Source organism: Pseudoalteromonas sp. NGC95 (genome assembly GCF_015864705.1).
In the GTDB taxonomy this organism is placed as follows: Bacteria; Pseudomonadota; Gammaproteobacteria; order Enterobacterales; family Alteromonadaceae; genus Pseudoalteromonas; species Pseudoalteromonas arctica.
This window is the reverse complement of sequence record NZ_JADYWR010000008.1, coordinates 37,084-55,091: the sequence shown is the minus strand read 5'-3', so window position 1 is coordinate 55,091 and position 18,008 is coordinate 37,084. Positions and strand designations below refer to the sequence as shown.

Genomic DNA, 18,008 nt, shown 5'->3' with positions numbered 1-18,008 from the left:
ATACAAATAATATATACGTCGTCTGACTATAAAACCTTACTTTCTCGTTCATTTTTGTTCAAAGCACTTTACTCATAAATAAGCTGTACGGGTCTAGCTCATAATCACCAAATGGTTCGCACTCTTTAAAACCAAATTGAGTGTAAAGCTTTTGTGCGGGTAAAAATGCCTCAGCGGTACCGGTTTCTAAGCTTACCGTTTTGTAACCTCGCAGTGTGGATTGCTCAATAATATGGGTGAGCAATTTAGCCGCTATGCCTTGGCGTAAATAGCTGCTTGATGTGCGCATTGATTTAATTTCGCCATGCGTTGTATTTAGTGCTTTTAAAGCACCAACACCCGCTAAATTATTATCAATCCATAAGCTATAAAAAGTTATATCGGGCTGAGTGAGTTTACTCACATCAAGTGCATGTACGCTCTCAACGGGTGATTGTTTTAGCATATCGTTATGGTGTGCTTGTAGTAGCTTTATAACGTGTGGGTTTGAAAGCTCACCTATTTTAATATCCATTTATATCTCGTTTAATCCTAGAATTTAATGCTTTAGGGCTTTAATTAAAACCCTAAAGTAAGTGGCTGTATTTAGAATGCTAGTTTCCACACTACAAAAGCGACAGCAAAACCTACTAAATACACTAGCCCTAACCACGTTAAGCTGCGTAATAGCACGCTGTGCTTTATAGCAGGCTCTGAGCGCACAAGGCTAAAGTTGAGCCATGCAAATACAGGCGTTGTAACAAATGAAAGTGTCATAGCAAACGTAAGCATGGGGCCAAGGGCTGATTTAAAAAATAAAATAACCGCCATACCGGCAAGTGCTTGTAGTATTAACCAAATATTTAGACTGTGTTTTGATTGCTTAAAGCCAAGTAGTTTATGAGATTCGTTAAGCGTACGGGCGTAGCCATCTAGCACGGTGAGTGTAGTGCCAAACATACATAAAAAGGCGATTGCTGATACAAGCGGCCTTGCCCACTCGCCTATTGTTAATGCGTACATATCAATAAGCTGCTTGGCAAACGCGACACCGCCAAGTTCTATACTACTGGTTTGCCCGTACTGCACTAATACACCTAAGCTAAAAAATACTAATGCTAAGCCAGCTGTAAGCCAGTAACCTACGTTAAAATCGAACAAGCCTTGGCTTTTAGTCACTGTTTGCTGCGCTTGTTTTTCTTTTAGCCATAAAGAACTTAATGCAGATATTTCGATAGGGGCTGGCATCCAGCCCATTAAAGCCACCATAAAGCTAAGCATGGCAAGTTCATACGGTGAAGGTCCCACATAATCAGCAGGTGCCATTGGGCCGTTACTAAATGCAATGGCAAGGGCAATCAAAGTAGCGAGCGTAAGCAGCCCCATAATGCCTTTGGCAACGTTATCAAGCGCTTTAAAGTGCCCAAGTAGCAATATAACTAAACATACACCCAGCAGCATCCAACAAAGCAAGGTTACTTCAATAACCACGGGTAAGGCGTAATGCAGTAAGCTTGCGGTAAGCAGTAATACGCCGGCGGTATTAACTACGGCGGCAACAATGTTTAAGCCAATAAAACTGTAGAAGTAAAACGGACCTTTGCTTTTATAGCCCTCCACTAGGCTGTTTTTAGTGGCGAGTGTGTATTCCATACCAAAGCGAAAAAACGGGTACTTTAAAACATTAACAACGAGGATAAGCCAAAATAATTGCCAGCCAAATATTGCTCCAGCCTGTGTAGACGCAACTAGGTGAGATCCGCCAATAGCGGCCGTTGCCATTAGGATCCCAGGCCCAAGCGCACCTAGTCGAGATTTCCATACTGCTTTTGTTTTGTGCATTAATTTCTCAAAATATGTGTGTTGTGTGTTCTTTTTATCAATTTTTATAATTAATAAACTGCAAGAACGCATAACTTACCTAAATTACAGGCAATAAAAAAGAGCCATACGGCTCTTTTTTACAATACTTTGTGACTAAATTTTATTTAAGATCCATCTCTTGGATGATCTCGTGTGCGATTTCAGGTGTAGTGCTAACAGGCTTTTCGTGTAAGTTTGCTTTTATCTGCCCTTTTCGATGTTTTAGTGCTGCATCGAGTTTTTTAGCTGCACTTGCAATGGCAGGGTACATAACTTCGTTTTCCCCTTTTACCGATATGCGCGTGCCTTCATAATTAGTGCTAATTTCAGCTTGGATTTTATGATGTTCTTTAGACAAAATAATTTCGAGTGCAATAAGCGATGGGAAATGGCTCTCGATTTTTGAAAATTTTTCGTTGATGTGCTCTCTAATAGAGTCAGTAACTTCAACATGGTGACCAGAAAGATTAATTTTCATAGGGTATCCTTTTATTTGTTACCTCATAAATAGTATTGGGGGCTATTTAGATTAACACAAGGAAAAAAGAGAGATATTTGAGGTTTATTTGCGGTTTTTGGTGATTTAAATCATGAGTTGCGCAAAGTTTATGCAAAGCCCATAGTGCATGGGCTTTCAGACGTCTAGCTGTACTGATTAATCTGTGTACGAACAACAGTAGTCAGCAAAATCAGATACTTTTACTTTAAAGCTTACATTTGCATCAACATTAAACGATTCACCCGCGTTAAATGTTTTCCACTCACTTGCACCTGGTAATAAAATATCCCATTGGCCAGCTAAAAGCTCCATGCACTCTTTTTGGTTTGTATCAAAAACAAACTCACCTGGTTGCATAAAGCCTAACGTTTTCGCTTCGCCATCACCTAAAATAACGGTACGGCTCGACACTTTTCCGTCAAAATATACATTGGCTTTTTTTACTACACTCACGTTATCGAACTTTGGCATTTTTAGCTCCTGCTATTAATTTAAGATTTTTATTTGTAAATTTTATCGCACTACCTTGCCTGATAGCTTACTTTCTTGCAAGGAAAGCTGCATTGTTCAAGGTGAAGTTGCTTCATGTAAGGGCATAAAAAAACCCGCAACATGTGCGGGTTTTTCAATTACTTACTTTATTTAATCAAAGCGATTAAAAAAGCTCGTTTGCTTTGCTTACAATGTTTGCCACTGTAAAACCAAAGTGCTCAAACAGCTCGCCTGCAGGTGCTGACTCACCAAAGGTAGTCATACCTACTACTGCGCCGTTTAGGCCTACGTACTTGTACCAGTAGTCAGCAATACCAGCTTCTACTGCTACGCGGCGTGAAACAGATGCCGGTAATACGCTTTCTTTGTATGCTGCGCTTTGGTCTTCAAAGGCATCAGTACATGGCATAGATACAACACGTACCTTTTTACCTTGGCTGCGTAGTTCGCTTGCTGAATCTTGTGCTAGTTGCACTTCAGAGCCCGTCGCAATAAAGATAATCTCTGGATTGCCGTCACAGCTAAGGATGTAACCACCCTTTTTAACGTCTGCTAATTGCTGTGCGTCACGTGCTTGTTGCTCAAGACCTTGGCGAGTAAAGATAAGCGATGTAGGGCCGTCTTTACGCTCAATAGCTTGTTGCCATGCAATTGCCGACTCAACTTGGTCACATGGACGCCAGTTGTATAAGTTAGGCGTTAAACGCATGCTTGCAATTTGCTCTACTGGTTGGTGAGTTGGACCATCTTCACCTAAACCAATTGAATCGTGCGTGTATACAAAAATGCTTGGTTGCTTCATTAATGCAGCCATACGCACAGCATTTTTTGCATATTCTACAAACATTAAGAACGTAGCACCGTAAGGAATAAAGCCTTTATGAAGGGCAATACCATTCATAATTGCCGACATACCAAACTCACGTACACCGTAGTAAATGTAGTTACCGCTTGCATCATCGCGTGTTAAACCTTTAGAGCCATCCCAAATTGTTAAGTTTGAGCCTGCTAAATCGGCTGAACCACCCATAAATTCTGGTAATAACGGACCAAATGCGTTTAATGCATTTTGCGATGCTTTACGAGACGCTGGGTTTGCAGGGTTTGCTTGTAATTGCTCAATGTACGCTTGTGATTTTGCAGCCCAATCGCCAGGCAGTTCGTTATTAATACGACGTTTGTATTCAGTTGCAAGCTCTGGGTATGCTTTTGCGTATGCTGCAAATTTTTCGTCCCAGCTTGATTCAAGCTGCTTGCCTTTTTCTTTGCCATCCCACTGTGCGTAAATATCATCAGGAATTTCGAACGCATCGCCAGTCCAACCTAGAAATTCGCGAGATGCTTTAATTTCGTCATCACCTAGTGGAGCACCGTGACAATCGTGGCTACCAGATTTATTAGGTGAGCCGTAACCAATAATTGTTTTACAACAAATTAGTGAAGGTTTATCGGTAACGCTTTTTGCCTCTGCAATTGCAGCACTTACAGCATCGCTGTCGTGGCCATCAACACCACTAATTACATGCCAACCGTATGCTTTAAAGCGAGCTGGTGTATCATCTGTAAACCAACCTTCTACTTCGCCATCGATTGAAATGCCGTTGTCATCCCAAAATGCAACAAGTTTACCCAGACCTAATGTGCCTGCAAGTGAACCTGCTTCATGAGAAATACCTTCCATAAGGCAGCCATCGCCCATAAATGCATAGGTAAAGTGATCAACAATATCGTGACCTTCACGGTTAAACTGTGCAGCAAGTGCTTTTTCAGCAATTGCCATACCTACGGCATTTGTGATCCCTTGACCTAATGGACCCGTAGTAGTTTCGATTCCTGGTGCATAGCCATATTCAGGGTGACCTGGTGTTTTAGAATGCATTTGACGGAAGTTTTTAATTTCGTCCAGTGGTAAGTCGTAACCACTTAGGTGCAATAGAGAATAGATAAGCATTGAACCGTGGCCGTTTGAAAGAATAAATCTGTCACGGTCAGCCCACTCTGGATTCGTTGGGTTATGTTTTAGATAATCGCGCCATAATACTTCTGCGATATCAGCCATGCCCATAGGGGCTCCAGGGTGACCAGATTTGGCCTTTTGTACTGCGTCCATTGACAAGACGCGAATAGCATTTGCAAGTTCTTTGCGAGATGGCATGAATTCTCCTACCTTTATGTGTATTTGCGCGGGTATTTATGTGTTTGTTTATGCACCCAAGTAACTTGGGTTCGTTTATACCGACCATTCTTACTTATTGTGGGGGCTGTGTGCAATTAAAAACCCTATAAAAGTGAGGCATTATGAATATTTTTTAAGACCAAAAAGTTATTAGTAATTTTATTTAGACGTCTAGGCGTAAAAACACTATGCAAGGTGTTTTGTTTTCGATAAAATACGCCCCTTAATTTTTTAGCGCTAATACCGACGTTTGTGAAGCGCAATATTTGTGAGCAGAATTACAATGGCAAAACATTTATTTACTTCTGAATCAGTTTCTGAAGGTCATCCGGATAAAATCGCCGATCAAATCTCTGATGCGGTACTTGATGCTATCCTAGAGCAAGACTCTCATGCCCGTGTTGCATGCGAAACTTACGTAAAAACCGGTATGGTTATGGTTGGTGGTGAAATCACTACTAGCGCATGGGTTGATATCGAAGAAATTACACGTAAAACAATTCGTGACATTGGCTACACAAATTCAGACATGGGCTTTGATGCCGATTCATGTGCAATTTTGAACACTATTGGTAAACAGTCTCCTGACATTAACCAAGGTGTTGACCGTACTAGCCCAGAAGAGCAAGGCGCTGGCGACCAAGGCTTAATGTTTGGTTACGCATGTAACGAAACAGAAGTACTAATGCCTGCTCCAATTACTTACTCACACCGTTTAGTACAGCGCCAAGCGCAAGTACGCAAAAGCGGCGAGCTTAATTGGTTACGTCCAGATGCAAAATCTCAAGTTACTTTTGCATACGAAAACGGTAAGCCAGTAGGTATTGATGCTGTTGTACTTTCTACTCAGCACAGCGAAGACATTTCGCAAAAAGATTTAGTAGAAGCTGTGATGGAAACAATCATCAAGCCGGTACTTCCTGCAGAACTTATTACAAGTGCAACTAAGTTTTTCATTAACCCAACAGGTCGCTTTGTTATTGGCGGACCAATGGGCGATTGTGGTTTAACTGGTCGTAAAATCATTGTAGATACATACGGTGGTATGGCTCGTCACGGTGGTGGTGCATTCTCTGGTAAAGATCCATCAAAAGTTGACCGTTCAGCAGCATACGCTGCACGTTACGTTGCTAAAAACATTGTTGCTGCTGGTCTTGCTGACAAGTGTGAGCTACAAGTTTCTTACGCAATTGGTGTTGCAGAGCCTACTTCTATCAGCGTTGAAACGTTTGGTACAAGCAAGCTAGAAGAAAGCCGTTTAATCGAGCTTATTCGTGAACATTTTGACCTGCGCCCTTACGGCTTAATTCAAATGCTTGATTTAGAGCGCCCTATCTACCTTCCTACAGCGGCTTATGGCCACTTTGGTCGTGACGAATTCCCTTGGGAACGTACAGATAAAGCAGACGCACTTCGCGCAGCTGCTGGCCTTTAAGCCAAAATTGTTGTAGTAAATTAAAAACGGCCCTTTTAAGGGCCGTTTTTGCATCTAAAACTTATTCGCTATATTGTTTGTAGAGCGTCTACAAAATAACTATTAAATCGACCTCGAATTCTTTTGTACTTTAGGTATATACTCATTTCATTATAAAAGCTTTAGGGACAGTTAAATGGCCGATAACTTTCGCGTTATATTTGCAGGACTTGCCGATAACGTTGACATAAAAACAGCATGCACAAATTTAGCTGCAAAATTAAAAACGTCAGATGAAAAAGTAGCTCTTTTTTTTAAAGGTAAGCCACTGTTTGCACCAAGCGATAAAGACAAAGCGTTAAAACAGGCTAAGTTACTAGCAGGCTTAGGCATTAAAAGTAAGCTTCAAGCTGTTTCAAACATCATTCAAAATGGCTCAAACCCTGCTGCAAATAACAACCAACGTGACGAACGTATTTTTGATGCACTCGATTACATCACTAGCAGCTTAATTCGCCTTGAAGAAAAGCTAGACGAGTTAGAGCAACGCCTTCCTGAAGCTCAATTAAAAGCACCAGACGAAAGTATTGACGAATGGCAAGGTGACGATCTAATGCTAGATGATGATTTAGCGCCTCCTAAAAAACGCAGTAACTTACTTTTATATTCATTGATTGCGACTGCCACCATTTTGCTAGTCGTACTGGCTGTTTTTTTAATTTTTCCCGATTTATTCTCTTTTTAAGAATGGCTAATTAATTTAATGAGTAATAAACGCGCAAAAATAAGAGCAGAAATTCGTAATACCCGTAAAAACTTGTCAAATAATCAGCAAATAATTGCTGCGCAATCGCTAAAAATGAATTTTATTCAACATTTAAAAAGCGAAAAAACAACGAATTCAAAGCATATTGCCATTTACTTGAGTAACGATGGGGAACTAGACACTTCATTGTTAATTAAAGAATTATGGAGTTTAAACCATACCGTTTACCTACCTATAATACACCCATTCAATGGCGCTAATTTACTATTTCAGCGCTATGAGAAAAACTCACCCATGAGAGCAAATCGCTATGGTATCTTGGAGCCTAAGCTGAACTGCTCTCAAATATGCCCATTACCAGTGCTTGATTACCTCCTTATGCCATTAGTTGCATTTGATAAACAAGGTAATCGCCTAGGAATGGGAGGTGGGTTTTACGACCGGACATTGGCGCGTTTACATGAACAAAATTGGCAAAAACCGCAACTAATTGGCCTTGCACATGAATGCCAAAAAGTTGAGGCCCTACCAATCGAGTCGTGGGATGTACCACTTAAAACCATTATCACCCCAGATAAAACATACTGTTGGTAACAATTAAATTTGATTACTAACCGCATATTTCTGACATACATGAGCACAAAGCAATGACACAAGATGAATTAAAAAAAGCAGCTGCTTGGGCAGCACTCGAGTTTGTAAAAGAAAACACTATTGTAGGTGTGGGTACAGGCTCTACTGTTAATCACTTTATTGATGCCCTTGGTTCAGTAAAGGACACTATTGTAGGCGCTGTATCAAGCTCAGAAGCCTCAACCGAGCGCCTACAAGCGTTAGGTATTGAAGTATTTGAGCTTAATAACGTTGCTGCTTTAGATGTATACGTTGACGGTGCTGACGAAATAAACGATCAAAACGAAATGATTAAAGGTGGCGGTGCAGCCCTCACTCGCGAAAAAATAGTAGCCGCAGTAGCTAAACAATTTGTGTGCATTGTAGATGACACCAAATTAGTAAAAACATTAGGCGACTTCCCGCTTCCGGTAGAAGTTATTCCAATGGCGCGCAGCTACGTTGCACGAGAATTATTAAAGCTTGGTGGTGACCCTGTTTATCGCCAAGGCGTAGTTACCGATAACGGTAACGTTATATTAGATGTATTTAACTTAAAAATTACCAATGCTAAACAACTTGAAGCACAAATAAATTCAATTGTTGGCGTAGTTACCAACGGCCTATTTGCAATGCGTGGTGCTGATAAAGTGATTATCGGTACTAAAAATGGGCCACAAATTAAATAGGATGAGGTTATGAGTAAGGTATCGTTAGCAAAAGACAAAATTAAAATTCTCTTGCTTGAAGGTGTTCACCAAAGCGCTGTTGAAACGCTAAAACGTAACGGTTACAGCAATATCGACTACGTTAAAACATCCTTACCTGAGGACGAATTAAAAGAGCGCATTAAAGATGTTCACTTTGTAGGACTTCGTTCTCGTACTCATATTAACCAAGCCGTATTAGACTCAGCTGACAAGCTAGTTGCTGTTGGGTGTTTTTGTATTGGTACAAACCAAGTTGATTTAGATGCAGCACGCGAACGCGGTATTGCTGTATTTAACGCACCATTTTCTAATACTCGTTCAGTTGCTGAACTTGTACTTGGTGAAATCCTACTTTTATTACGTGGTATTCCAGAGCGTAATGCAGCGGCTCATCGTGGTGGCTGGTTAAAAACAGCAAATGGTTCGTTTGAAGCACGTGGTAAAACATTAGGTATTATTGGCTACGGTCACATTGGTACTCAGCTAGGTATTATGGCTGAAAATATCGGTATGAACGTGGAGTTTTACGATATCGAAGATAAGTTATCACTGGGTAATGCAAAGCAAGTTCACAACCTAACTCAGCTATTACAACGCTCTGATATTATTAGTTTACACGTACCAGAAACACCGCAAACTAAAAATCTTATTGGTAGCGCAGAACTTGCTGTTATGAAGCAGGGATCTATTTTGATCAACGCTTCACGCGGAACTGTTGTTGATATTGATGCACTTGCAGAAGCACTAACAGAGAAAAAACTAAGTGGTGCAGCAATCGATGTGTTCCCTACTGAGCCAAAATCTAACGATGAAGAATTTGTATCGCCACTGCGCCAATTCGACAATGTTATTTTAACGCCGCACATTGGTGGTTCTACACAAGAAGCGCAAGAAAACATTGGTATTGAAGTAGCGGGTAAACTGGCTAAATACTCAGATAATGGCTCAACTATTACAGCTGTTAACTTTCCTGAGGTATCACTACCAGAGCTTGCTAATCGTAGCCGTTTATTACACGTGCACCACAACCGCCCTGGTGTACTAACGCAAATTAACCAAGCGTTTGCACAGCACGGTATTAACATTGCTGCGCAATACCTACAAACAGACGCATCTATTGGTTATGTAGTTATTGATGTAGATACAGATCAATCTGAAGTAGCACTTAAAGAACTAAGCGCTGTTGAAGGTACAATTAGAGCACGTATTTTACATTAATAAGTACTTTTGATATTAAGAAGGGTCCTTATGGACCCTTTTTTGTATTTAGATTACATATACTTTCTTAAGTATTTTTTGAATACCGGATCTGTTGCAGCCAACTCTTTTTGCTCAGCTAATATCTCTTTTAAAATAGCGCCTGAGGTAAGCGGGTTAGCAAGGACCACTCTAAATACAACCGTTGGTTGATTGTCGTATTTAGAAGGCGTTAAGCGTGTACGTGATACAAATGAGCGACCAGACTCTCGCTGACGTTTTTGCATACTGGCAGTAAAACGGTTCAGTGAAGCAAAAATATCTAACCGAGTTGCTGCATCAGCATCGGCTATTGCTTGTTTAATTTGCTTAGGTACATAACGATACGTTAATAAGCACAACTCAGGCTCCGAAATAAGCTCAAAGTCTTCATCAGCTTTAATTAAATCAGCAAAGTAATGTGCTTTTTTGATGCTTCGATCAATCAGCATTTCGTAACCTTTACGACCAATAACACGTAAGCAAGCATGTACTAACATTGCCATACCAGGTCGGCTGCCTTCAAGCGTGTGGCTACCTAAGTCTTTTGAACCTTTACGTAATATGTACTCAGCGTGATGCTCTATTGCATCAGTTGCAGCGGGATCTTTAAATAAAACTAAGCCCGCTCCCATTGGTACATACATTTGTTTATGTGCATCGATGGTAATTGAATCTGCTCGCTCAATCCCTTTTAGTAAAGGGCGATGCGTGTTCGATAAAAGGGTTGCTCCTCCCCATGCAGCATCTACATGAAAATGGCAGTTAATGTCTTGTGCTAAGTCGGCCATTTCATCAAGAGGGTCAATATTACCGGTTTCGGTTGTACCCGCTACCCCAATAATCGCCATTACTTTAATGCCTTGCGATTCAAGCTCACGTGCTTTTTCGCGCATAGCTCCTACATCAACTTTATTATTTTCGCAGGTTTTAATGCCAATTAAGTTATCGCGGCCAATACCGAGTAAATCAACCGATTTACCTAATGAGTAATGTCCGCGTTCTGATATTAATACTGCTAAACCTTTATAGCCGTAATGCAGCATACCGGCAATTAGGCCTTGTGCGCCGATACCTCTAAAATCGCCATCGGGTTTTAATAAGCGGTTTCGAGCAATCCAAAGCGCAGTAATATTAGCAACCGTTCCACCAGAGCAAAATGCACCTAATGAGGTTTTAGCACTGTGCATCCATTTAGAATAAAACGAGTCTTCTTGTCCATAAGCTAAATGATGCATCATTCCAAGCACTTGACGCTCAAGAGGCGTAAACGCTTTAGACGTTTCTATTTTTACTAGATTTTGATTTAGCCCTACCATCAATTTTGACAGCGGTAATAAGAAATGCGGCAAGGCAGAGGTCATGTGACCAATAAAGCTAGGCGCAGCTGTATGCACAGAATGTGCAACAAGTTGCTCCATTATGTCTTGGGCATAAGCAGATACAAACGTTGGATCCTCTGGGATCACTGCCGACTGAAAATCTTTTTCGATTTCATGTAATGGTTTTTCAATTGCCGCTATATTTTCGTTTAGAAAACCTGCTAAATTACTCGAAATTTCAAGCTCGATTTTGCTTAAAGTTGAGTCTGGCGCTTCAGGTACAGTAAATATACGCTTAAGGCTTTCTTTAGAGGCGACGGCACAACGCTTTTGATCCATCTCAATACCTAGTGTGTGTAGCTAAAACACGCGCTTACCCATCAAAAACGCCTAATTATTAGGACATTTAGAGCAATCGTGTTTCTTTAAAAATTGCGCTAACTTTACTGCAATATAACTAAAATGTCTCGTTTAAACCTATAAAAGCAATCAAAGCGATGACAAAAAAATGATAATTTAATTAAAACTCTACCAAACCTAATTATTTATTGGGCATTGACTTATTTTGGGTATAATAAATTTGATAACAAAAAAGGGACACATATGCCAGAAGGAAGAGTCAAAGTTAGTTGGATAGTGGCAGGCTTTAGCTTATTTTTAATAAGCTTGCTTACCTATGTTTACTACACTTACCAAACCACGCGTGCTGAAATAATGCAGTCGGTTGATAATCGCTTACTTAATGCCGCCACCAGCGTTAAACATATTCTAGGTGAAAATTACTTAAGTGCGGTTAATCAAGGCGACAACATAAGTTTTTCTTACTATCAAGATAAAAGTAAACAACTCTCTGAGTTTGCTCAAGCACTTGATATTGCTTATGTCTATTCAATGATTTTAAAAGACGGTAAGGTGCTTTTTAGCTCATCAAGCTACACGCAAGACGATCAGAATAATGGCAAGGTAACTCAATTTTTAGATCTCTACCCTGAAGCTACCGATGCAAATATAAGTGCTTTTTACTCAACCGAGCCTGTATTTGAAATATCGAGCGATCAGTGGGGCCACTTTAAAACTATTTTTATTCCTTACGTTGACCCTATTAACGGCAATACCTATTTAACGGGTGCCGATATAACTATTTACAATTTAAACGAGAAACTTAAAGAAAGTGTATCGAAAGCTGCTGCAATGGCGAGCTTCTTCTTTTTTATCGCGATACTTGTTGCCGCCATATATATTTATTTACTAAAGCGCTCTTTAGCAACTGACTCAAGTACTGGTTTTTCTAATCATATTGCTCTTGAGTACTTTATTAAAAAAAGTAATGCTCATCACATGCAGTTAGCCGTTATTTGGGTTAATGAAATAGAAGATATAAACAGTTTCTACGGCACTGAAGTGGGTGATAAAGTAATGAAAAACTTACTCATTCACTTTAAACTCAGAAGCTCTGCGCATTGCCATATATACAGACTAGCAACCAACAAAATAGTATTACTCGCGCCTAAAGAAATGAGTAATGACGAATTTACCGATCTCGTAAAAACATATAACTTTAATACCCCAGTGTTAACTGACCCTTTTATTTACATAACCCTATGTGCAGGTATTGCCAGTGGCAATAAATCACTACTACTTGAAAACGCTCATATAGCGGCACTGCAAGCCAAACAAGGCAGGCATAGCGTAGTTAACTACTCAAAAGCGCTACACGATGTAAAAACGCAATATCAATACAATGTTGAAATGGCTAAAGAGGTGCGTGAAGCGTTTGATAACAACCGTATAGTGCCTTACTTTCAACCCATTATTGATACAAATACCAACAAGGTCGTTCAATACGAATGTTTAGCTCGAATGGTAACGGCGCAAGGGGAAGTGTTGAAACCTGATGCATTTTTAAATGTTGTTACTCGCTCAAGAATGGACGGAATACTTACCCGTACTCTATTTTCACAATGTGTTAGTCGCTTTAGAAAAACCGATATTTGCTGGAGTTTAAATATAACAGCACAAGATATGCTCGACCCTAATTTAAGTGAGTTTATTGCGGACGAACTTAAGCGCTACCCGCATCCTGGTAATATCACACTAGAGCTTTTAGAAACCCAAGCTATTGCCAACTTTTCTGAGGTGAAAGCATTTATTGGAATGGTTAAAACGAAAGGCGTTAAGGTTATTATTGATGACTTTGGTAGTGGTTATTCAAATATATCAAACGTACTTAAGCTGGAAGTAGATGGTATTAAGCTAGATGGCGCACTAATAAAGCAAATAGTGAATGACAAAGATATCTATTTATTTATTGAACATATAGCCAGTTTTGCTAATCAACTTGGTTTGCAATTAATGGCAGAGTCGGTAGAAAATGCAACCATAGTAACCGCACTTAAAAAGGCGAATGTGACACTAATGCAAGGCAACTACTTTGCCCACCCAGTGTCACATGTTAGTACGGTTATAGAAGAAGAATTAGCACTTTAACTTACTTTAGCGAGGTAAGTTAATAACGAGTCGGTGGCTTTGCTGGCCACTGGCCCAGTATTTACGCTCAAAAGGCGTAATTGCATCGTCTGACTCATAAAGCGTTACATCGCAAGGGTTGCCTGTTAATTCGAGCGCCCGAGCAAACTCCTTAACGTAAATATCCCAATTGCTGCGCACTTCTAATTTTCCACCTAACTTAACGATAAATGGAAAAATAGCCGCGCCATGCCAGCGTCTACGAATATGCTTAGATTTAGGCCACGGGTTTGGATACAACAAATAATGGTGCGTAGGTTGCCAATTAGCAGCAACCGCTAAACGCCAAAAGTCATTTAAGTCTGCTTGCACTAAGATGTACTGACCACTGTCGGTTTGCTTATATTCAACATCGTGCTTATCTAATCGGTGCGACGATTTATCAATACCAATTATAAGTGCATCTGGGTGGCGCTTAGCTAAGTTAGCTGAGCTTTCACCTACGCCACAACACGAGTCTAAAATAAGCGGGCCACTAAAGGCTTGTACTTTAGCATTAACCTCCTCAAATGCGGCTTGGGTATGCGCTGCAATTGGCTTTTTAAATTCAGCATCTAAGTGCTTATTTACTATTTCATCAAGCTTTTCGTGAATACCCGCTTGATTAGATACAATACTACGTGAATTTGCATCACTCATTAGTGTCTTAGCCCCACACCTTTTTTGATCAATGTAAGCGCTAATGTAAATAACGCTGTTATAAATACTAAAATAACCCCAAGAGCCACGCTCAAATCAACATCCGACACACCTAAAAAACCATAACGAAATGCGTTAACCATATAAATTATAGGGTTGATTTGTGATACATTCTGCCAAAATTCAGGCAGCAACGTAATTGAATAAAATACACCGCCTAAGTAAGTTAATGGCGTTAGTATGAAGGTGGGGATAATGCTTATATCGTCAAAGCTGTTTGCGTAAATCGCATTAATTAAGCCACCTAAAGCAAACACAGCTGAGGTTAAAATAACCGTCGCCATAATTACAAAAATATTATGAATTTGAATATCAACAAATAATAACGATACACAGGTAACTATAAAGCCCACCATAATACCGCGCGTCATACCGCCACCCATATAACCTAGAACAATGATGTAGTTAGGTACAGGTGCAACTAAAAGCTCTTCAATGCTTTTTTGAAACTTTGTTGAGTAAAAACTAGAGGCTACGTTGGAATAGGAATTAGTAATGACCGACATCATTATAAGGCCAGGTACAATAAACTCCATATAACTAAAGCCGCCCATGTCGCCAATGCGTGAACCAATTAAGTTACCAAAAATAACAAAATATAAGCTCATCGTAATTGCTGGCGGTACTAAAGTTTGCACCCAAATACGTAAAAAACGAATGCACTCTTTGATCCACAAACTCTTTAAGGCTACGCCATATTTAAACATTTATTCGCCCCGCCCTTGCTCTAGTAATCCAACAAATAACTCTTCTAATCTGTTTGCTTTATTTCGCATACTCAATACAGTATTACCTTGAGTTGTTAATGCACTAAAAACCGCATTTAATCCTTGAGATTTAGCGACTTCTACTTCAACAGTGTGATCGTCCGTCATGGTAAATTTATAACCTTCAAGCGTTACAGGGTTTGCTGGCATTTTTAAATCTAAAATAAAGGTTTCTTTATCAAGCTTTGCAAGCAGTGCTTTAATGGTCGTGTTTTCAACAATTCGGCCATTATCGATTATGGCGATGTTTTTACACAGTAACTCTGCTTCTTCAAGGTAGTGCGTAGTTAAAATAATAGTAACGCCTTGCTCATTTATTTGGCGTAAAAAATCCCACATTGAACGACGAAGTTCTATATCTACCCCCGCTGTTGGCTCATCAAGTATAAGCAACTTAGGTTCGTGCATAAGGGCACGCGCAATCATTAATCGGCGTTTCATACCGCCTGAAAGCGTACGTGCTTGTTTGTCTTTTTTCTCAAGTAAGCCAAGCTGCGCTAAGTACTTATCAGCACGTTTATGGGCTTCGCCACGTGGCACACCATAATAACCGGCTTGGTTAACAAGTATTTGGCTAAGTGTTTCAAACTGACTAAAGTTAAACTCTTGCGGCACTAAGCCTAAATGCGCTTTTGCAGCTTCTAAATCAGTATCAATATTACAACCGAATACTTCTACCTTGCCTTTTGTTTTATTAACAAGTGACGAAATAACACCAATAGTGGTTGATTTTCCTGCTCCGTTTGGACCAAGTAAAGCGAAAAAGTCGCCCTCTTTAACTTGTAAATCAACGCCTTTAATAGCCTCAACACCATTTTTATAAACCTTGGTAAGGCCTTCTATATTTAAAGCAATATTTTGCTTATTCATTACTTACCCTCACCATAACCCCAACGTTTTGTTAGGTTATGTTCAATATTTAAATGATCTAAAATTCTCGCCACCATAAAATCAACTAAGTCTTCAATACTTTGTGGCTTATGATAAAAGCCAGGCGCTGCTGGCATTATGGTCACACCTAAACGAGATAACTTAAGCATGTTTTCTAAATGAATTTCGTTAAACGGTGTTTCGCGCGGCACTAAAATTAACTGTCCGCGTTCTTTAATTACCACATCAGCGGCGCGCTCTAATAAGTTATCTGACGCCCCTACTGCAATTGCAGAAACCGACCCAGCACTACACGGGCATACCACCATTTTTTTAGGCGCCGCAGAGCCCGAAGCCACAGGGCTAAACCAGTTATCTTTACCGTATACTTTTAACTGCCCAGATTTAGCATTAAACAGCGTACTTAACTGCTCAGTGGCTTTGTCTTCATTACCAGAGAGCTTAATATTTGATTCTGTATCAAGCACCACTCGCGCAGCACTTGAGATAAGTACGTAAACTTGAAATTGCTGCTCAAGCAATACTTCAAGTAACCTTAAACCATAAGGCGCACCTGATGCACCGCTAAAAGCGAGCGTAATTCTATCTTTAAATTGCACACTATTCTCCGCTGTATTTATCAGCTAAACCATCAACAAGGTGTTGATGAAGGCCATTAAAACCGCCATTGCTCATAATTAAAATATGTTGATTAGGCTCAATATTTTTAAGCACCGTATCAATAATTGTTTGTGTGCTGCTAAAGCACTGCATACCAGCTTTATCTGCTTGCTCTTTTAGCGACCAATTTAGATTCTCTGGTTCAAAAAGTAGTACGTCGTCAGCATCACGCAGTGAATCTAATAATGTATATTGATGCACACCCATTTTCATTGTGTTTGAGCGCGGCTCTAAAATAGCGATAATTTTTTCATCGCCTACTTTTGCGCGCAGTCCTGCAAGCGTAGTTTTAATTGCTGTTGGGTGATGCGCAAAATCGTCATACACCTTAATATTATTTATATCAGCCTTTAGCTCCATACGCCTTTTAGGGCTAATAAATTCTCCTAGGGCATCAATACTATGATCAACAGCTATACCCACATGGCGCGCTGCTGCGATAGTCATAATTGCATTTTTAACGTTATGCTCGCCTATTGCTTGCCAGCAAACAGTGCCCTGCTTTTCGTTATTTAAAAGTACATTAAACTCACTACCATCGGCTTTTATTAATTCATAGCCCCAGTCATCACCGAGTGTTTCGCTTTCGCTCCAAAGCCCTTGTGCTATTACGTCATTAAGCGCTACGTCTTGCTTAGGCCAAATTACCTTGCCGCTTTGAGGTAATGTACGCATTAAGTGATGAAATTGTTTTTTTATTGCGTTTAAATCTTCGAAAATATCAGCGTGATCGAATTCAAGATTATTTAATATAAGTGTACGCGGAAGGTAATGGACAAACTTACTGCGCTTATCAAAAAAAGCTGTGTCGTATTCATCGGCTTCAATAACAAAAAATGGCGTTTCACCTAATTTGGCCGATACACCAAAATTTTGGACTATGCCGCCAATTAAAAACCCTGGTTTTAAACCTGCGTACTCTAATACCCACGCAAGCATACTTGCTGTGGTTGTTTTACCATGCGTACCGGCTACAGCAAGTACCCACGATTTTTGTAATAAATTATGTTTAAGCCATTCAGGGCCAGATGTATAAGGCAGGCCTTTATCAAGCACATATTCAACACACGGGTTACCACGGCTCATTGCATTACCGATAACTACCATATCTGGTTTTGGCTCTAATTGAGATACGTCGTAGCCTTGAGTCAGTTCAATGCCAAGCTCTTCAAGTTGCGTACTCATTGGTGGGTAAACGTTTTGATCGGAACCCGTTACTTTATGACCTAATGATTTAGCAATGGCTGCAATACCACCCATAAACGTGCCACAAATGCCCAAAATATGTATATGCATATACTTTCCTTAAATCGTATGCTCACTTTACAGCTATGCAAAGTTTAATGGCGCTATAATGCCAAAATTCGTGCTTAGTTACTATGTACGTCTGCACAAT

17 protein-coding genes are annotated in these 18,008 nt (G+C 40.0%); 6 read left to right on the top strand and 11 right to left on the bottom strand.

Features of this window, described 5'->3' with window-relative positions; genetic code table 11:
- Positions 1 to 58: 58 nt before the first annotated feature.
- The 5 genes from I6E70_RS09205 to tkt all read right to left on the bottom strand — a co-directional run bounded on the left by I6E70_RS09205 (position 59) and on the right by tkt (position 4,988).
- On the bottom strand, positions 59 to 514 hold the full coding sequence (locus I6E70_RS09205) for a GNAT family N-acetyltransferase (RefSeq protein WP_197188568.1): 456 nt from the start codon (positions 512 to 514) through the stop codon (positions 59 to 61).
- A 71-nt stretch (positions 515 to 585) separates the two neighbouring features.
- On the bottom strand, positions 586 to 1,761 hold the full coding sequence (locus I6E70_RS09200; protein WP_197188618.1) for an NRAMP family divalent metal transporter: 1,176 nt from the start codon (positions 1,759 to 1,761) through the stop codon (positions 586 to 588).
- 202 nt (positions 1,762 to 1,963) lie between these two features.
- A complete protein-coding gene (hpf, locus tag I6E70_RS09195; RefSeq protein WP_007584763.1) occupies positions 1,964 to 2,320 on the bottom strand; it encodes a ribosome hibernation-promoting factor, HPF/YfiA family in 357 nt (118 codons plus the stop codon).
- Positions 2,321 to 2,497: 177 nt separating this feature from the next.
- Positions 2,498 to 2,812 carry a pyrimidine/purine nucleoside phosphorylase gene (gene ppnP, locus I6E70_RS09190; RefSeq protein WP_002958974.1) on the bottom strand — a complete coding sequence of 105 codons (315 nt, stop codon included), beginning with the start codon at positions 2,810 to 2,812 and terminating at the stop codon, positions 2,498 to 2,500.
- A gap of 184 nt (positions 2,813 to 2,996) precedes the next feature.
- Positions 2,997 to 4,988 carry a transketolase gene (tkt, locus tag I6E70_RS09185; RefSeq protein WP_197188567.1) on the bottom strand — a complete coding sequence of 664 codons (1,992 nt, stop codon included), beginning with the start codon at positions 4,986 to 4,988 and terminating at the stop codon, positions 2,997 to 2,999.
- A 304-nt stretch (positions 4,989 to 5,292) separates the two neighbouring features.
- Here tkt and metK point away from each other — a divergent pair, with 304 nt between their 5' ends.
- The 5 genes from metK to serA all read left to right on the top strand — a co-directional run bounded on the left by metK (position 5,293) and on the right by serA (position 9,729).
- Positions 5,293 to 6,444, top strand: a complete 1,152-nt coding sequence (gene metK, locus I6E70_RS09180) for a methionine adenosyltransferase (protein WP_007584761.1) — start codon at positions 5,293 to 5,295, stop codon at positions 6,442 to 6,444.
- 175 nt (positions 6,445 to 6,619) lie between these two features.
- On the top strand, positions 6,620 to 7,168 hold the full coding sequence (locus tag I6E70_RS09175) for a hypothetical protein (protein WP_165728434.1): 549 nt from the start codon (positions 6,620 to 6,622) through the stop codon (positions 7,166 to 7,168).
- Between the two features lie 18 nt (positions 7,169 to 7,186).
- Positions 7,187 to 7,783 carry a 5-formyltetrahydrofolate cyclo-ligase gene (locus I6E70_RS09170; RefSeq protein ID WP_101164181.1) on the top strand — a complete coding sequence of 199 codons (597 nt, stop codon included), beginning with the start codon at positions 7,187 to 7,189 and terminating at the stop codon, positions 7,781 to 7,783.
- Between the two features lie 53 nt (positions 7,784 to 7,836).
- Positions 7,837 to 8,490, top strand: a complete 654-nt coding sequence (rpiA, locus tag I6E70_RS09165; protein WP_101217710.1) for a ribose-5-phosphate isomerase RpiA — start codon at positions 7,837 to 7,839, stop codon at positions 8,488 to 8,490.
- Between the two features lie 9 nt (positions 8,491 to 8,499).
- Positions 8,500 to 9,729 carry a phosphoglycerate dehydrogenase gene (gene serA / locus I6E70_RS09160; RefSeq protein ID WP_007584756.1) on the top strand — a complete coding sequence of 410 codons (1,230 nt, stop codon included), beginning with the start codon at positions 8,500 to 8,502 and terminating at the stop codon, positions 9,727 to 9,729.
- A 53-nt stretch (positions 9,730 to 9,782) separates the two neighbouring features.
- Here serA and panP read toward each other — a convergent pair whose 3' ends face one another.
- Positions 9,783 to 11,408, bottom strand: a complete 1,626-nt coding sequence (panP, locus tag I6E70_RS09155) for a pyridoxal-dependent aspartate 1-decarboxylase PanP (RefSeq protein WP_024594075.1) — start codon at positions 11,406 to 11,408, stop codon at positions 9,783 to 9,785.
- Positions 11,409 to 11,672: 264 nt separating this feature from the next.
- Between panP and I6E70_RS09150 the strand changes: the two genes are divergently transcribed.
- On the top strand, positions 11,673 to 13,556 hold the full coding sequence (locus I6E70_RS09150; protein WP_197188566.1) for a bifunctional diguanylate cyclase/phosphodiesterase: 1,884 nt from the start codon (positions 11,673 to 11,675) through the stop codon (positions 13,554 to 13,556).
- Between the two features lie 6 nt (positions 13,557 to 13,562).
- Here I6E70_RS09150 and trmB read toward each other — a convergent pair whose 3' ends face one another.
- Genes trmB through mpl form a run of 5 tightly spaced genes read right to left on the bottom strand, consistent with a single transcriptional unit; the run spans position 13,563 to position 17,908 of the window.
- Positions 13,563 to 14,234 carry a tRNA (guanine(46)-N(7))-methyltransferase TrmB gene (trmB, locus tag I6E70_RS09145; RefSeq protein ID WP_101217708.1) on the bottom strand — a complete coding sequence of 224 codons (672 nt, stop codon included), beginning with the start codon at positions 14,232 to 14,234 and terminating at the stop codon, positions 13,563 to 13,565.
- Positions 14,234 to 15,001 (bottom strand): ABC transporter permease, encoded by a 768-nt coding sequence (locus I6E70_RS09140; RefSeq protein WP_007584748.1) that lies wholly within the window; start codon positions 14,999 to 15,001, stop codon positions 14,234 to 14,236. The genes trmB and I6E70_RS09140 overlap by 1 nt, the downstream gene beginning before the upstream one ends.
- Positions 15,002 to 15,931: an ABC transporter ATP-binding protein gene (locus I6E70_RS09135; RefSeq protein ID WP_007584747.1), complete on the bottom strand. Its 930-nt coding sequence runs from the start codon at positions 15,929 to 15,931 to the stop codon at positions 15,002 to 15,004. It lies immediately after the preceding gene.
- Positions 15,931 to 16,551 carry a flavin prenyltransferase UbiX gene (locus tag I6E70_RS09130; protein WP_007584746.1) on the bottom strand — a complete coding sequence of 207 codons (621 nt, stop codon included), beginning with the start codon at positions 16,549 to 16,551 and terminating at the stop codon, positions 15,931 to 15,933. The genes I6E70_RS09135 and I6E70_RS09130 overlap by 1 nt, the downstream gene beginning before the upstream one ends.
- Before the next feature lies 1 nt (position 16,552).
- Positions 16,553 to 17,908, bottom strand: a complete 1,356-nt coding sequence (mpl, locus tag I6E70_RS09125) for a UDP-N-acetylmuramate:L-alanyl-gamma-D-glutamyl-meso-diaminopimelate ligase (protein ID WP_197188565.1) — start codon at positions 17,906 to 17,908, stop codon at positions 16,553 to 16,555.
- Positions 17,909 to 18,008: the final 100 nt, after the last annotated feature.

What these genes read in the sequence shown, in the direction of transcription:
- mpl (WP_197188565.1), bottom strand. Translation starts at nt 17,908, where the DNA reads ATGCATATACATATTTTGGGCATTTGTGGCACGTTTATGGGTGGTATT.
- metK (WP_007584761.1), top strand. Translation starts at nt 5,293, where the DNA reads ATGGCAAAACATTTATTTACTTCTGAATCAGTTTCTGAAGGTCATCCG.
- panP (WP_024594075.1), bottom strand. Translation starts at nt 11,408, where the DNA reads ATGGATCAAAAGCGTTGTGCCGTCGCCTCTAAAGAAAGCCTTAAGCGT.
- ppnP (WP_002958974.1), bottom strand. Translation starts at nt 2,812, where the DNA reads ATGCCAAAGTTCGATAACGTGAGTGTAGTAAAAAAAGCCAATGTATAT.
- serA (WP_007584756.1), top strand. Translation starts at nt 8,500, where the DNA reads ATGAGTAAGGTATCGTTAGCAAAAGACAAAATTAAAATTCTCTTGCTT.
- tkt (WP_197188567.1), bottom strand. Translation starts at nt 4,988, where the DNA reads ATGCCATCTCGCAAAGAACTTGCAAATGCTATTCGCGTCTTGTCAATG.
- I6E70_RS09175 (WP_165728434.1), top strand. Translation starts at nt 6,620, where the DNA reads ATGGCCGATAACTTTCGCGTTATATTTGCAGGACTTGCCGATAACGTT.
- rpiA (WP_101217710.1), top strand. Translation starts at nt 7,837, where the DNA reads ATGACACAAGATGAATTAAAAAAAGCAGCTGCTTGGGCAGCACTCGAG.
- I6E70_RS09205 (WP_197188568.1), bottom strand. Translation starts at nt 514, where the DNA reads ATGGATATTAAAATAGGTGAGCTTTCAAACCCACACGTTATAAAGCTA.
- I6E70_RS09200 (WP_197188618.1), bottom strand. Translation starts at nt 1,761, where the DNA reads ATGGCAACGGCCGCTATTGGCGGATCTCACCTAGTTGCGTCTACACAG.
- hpf (WP_007584763.1), bottom strand. Translation starts at nt 2,320, where the DNA reads ATGAAAATTAATCTTTCTGGTCACCATGTTGAAGTTACTGACTCTATT.
- I6E70_RS09150 (WP_197188566.1), top strand. Translation starts at nt 11,673, where the DNA reads ATGCCAGAAGGAAGAGTCAAAGTTAGTTGGATAGTGGCAGGCTTTAGC.
- trmB (WP_101217708.1), bottom strand. Translation starts at nt 14,234, where the DNA reads ATGAGTGATGCAAATTCACGTAGTATTGTATCTAATCAAGCGGGTATT.
- I6E70_RS09140 (WP_007584748.1), bottom strand. Translation starts at nt 15,001, where the DNA reads ATGTTTAAATATGGCGTAGCCTTAAAGAGTTTGTGGATCAAAGAGTGC.
- I6E70_RS09170 (WP_101164181.1), top strand. Translation starts at nt 7,187, where the DNA reads ATGAGTAATAAACGCGCAAAAATAAGAGCAGAAATTCGTAATACCCGT.
- I6E70_RS09135 (WP_007584747.1), bottom strand. Translation starts at nt 15,931, where the DNA reads ATGAATAAGCAAAATATTGCTTTAAATATAGAAGGCCTTACCAAGGTT.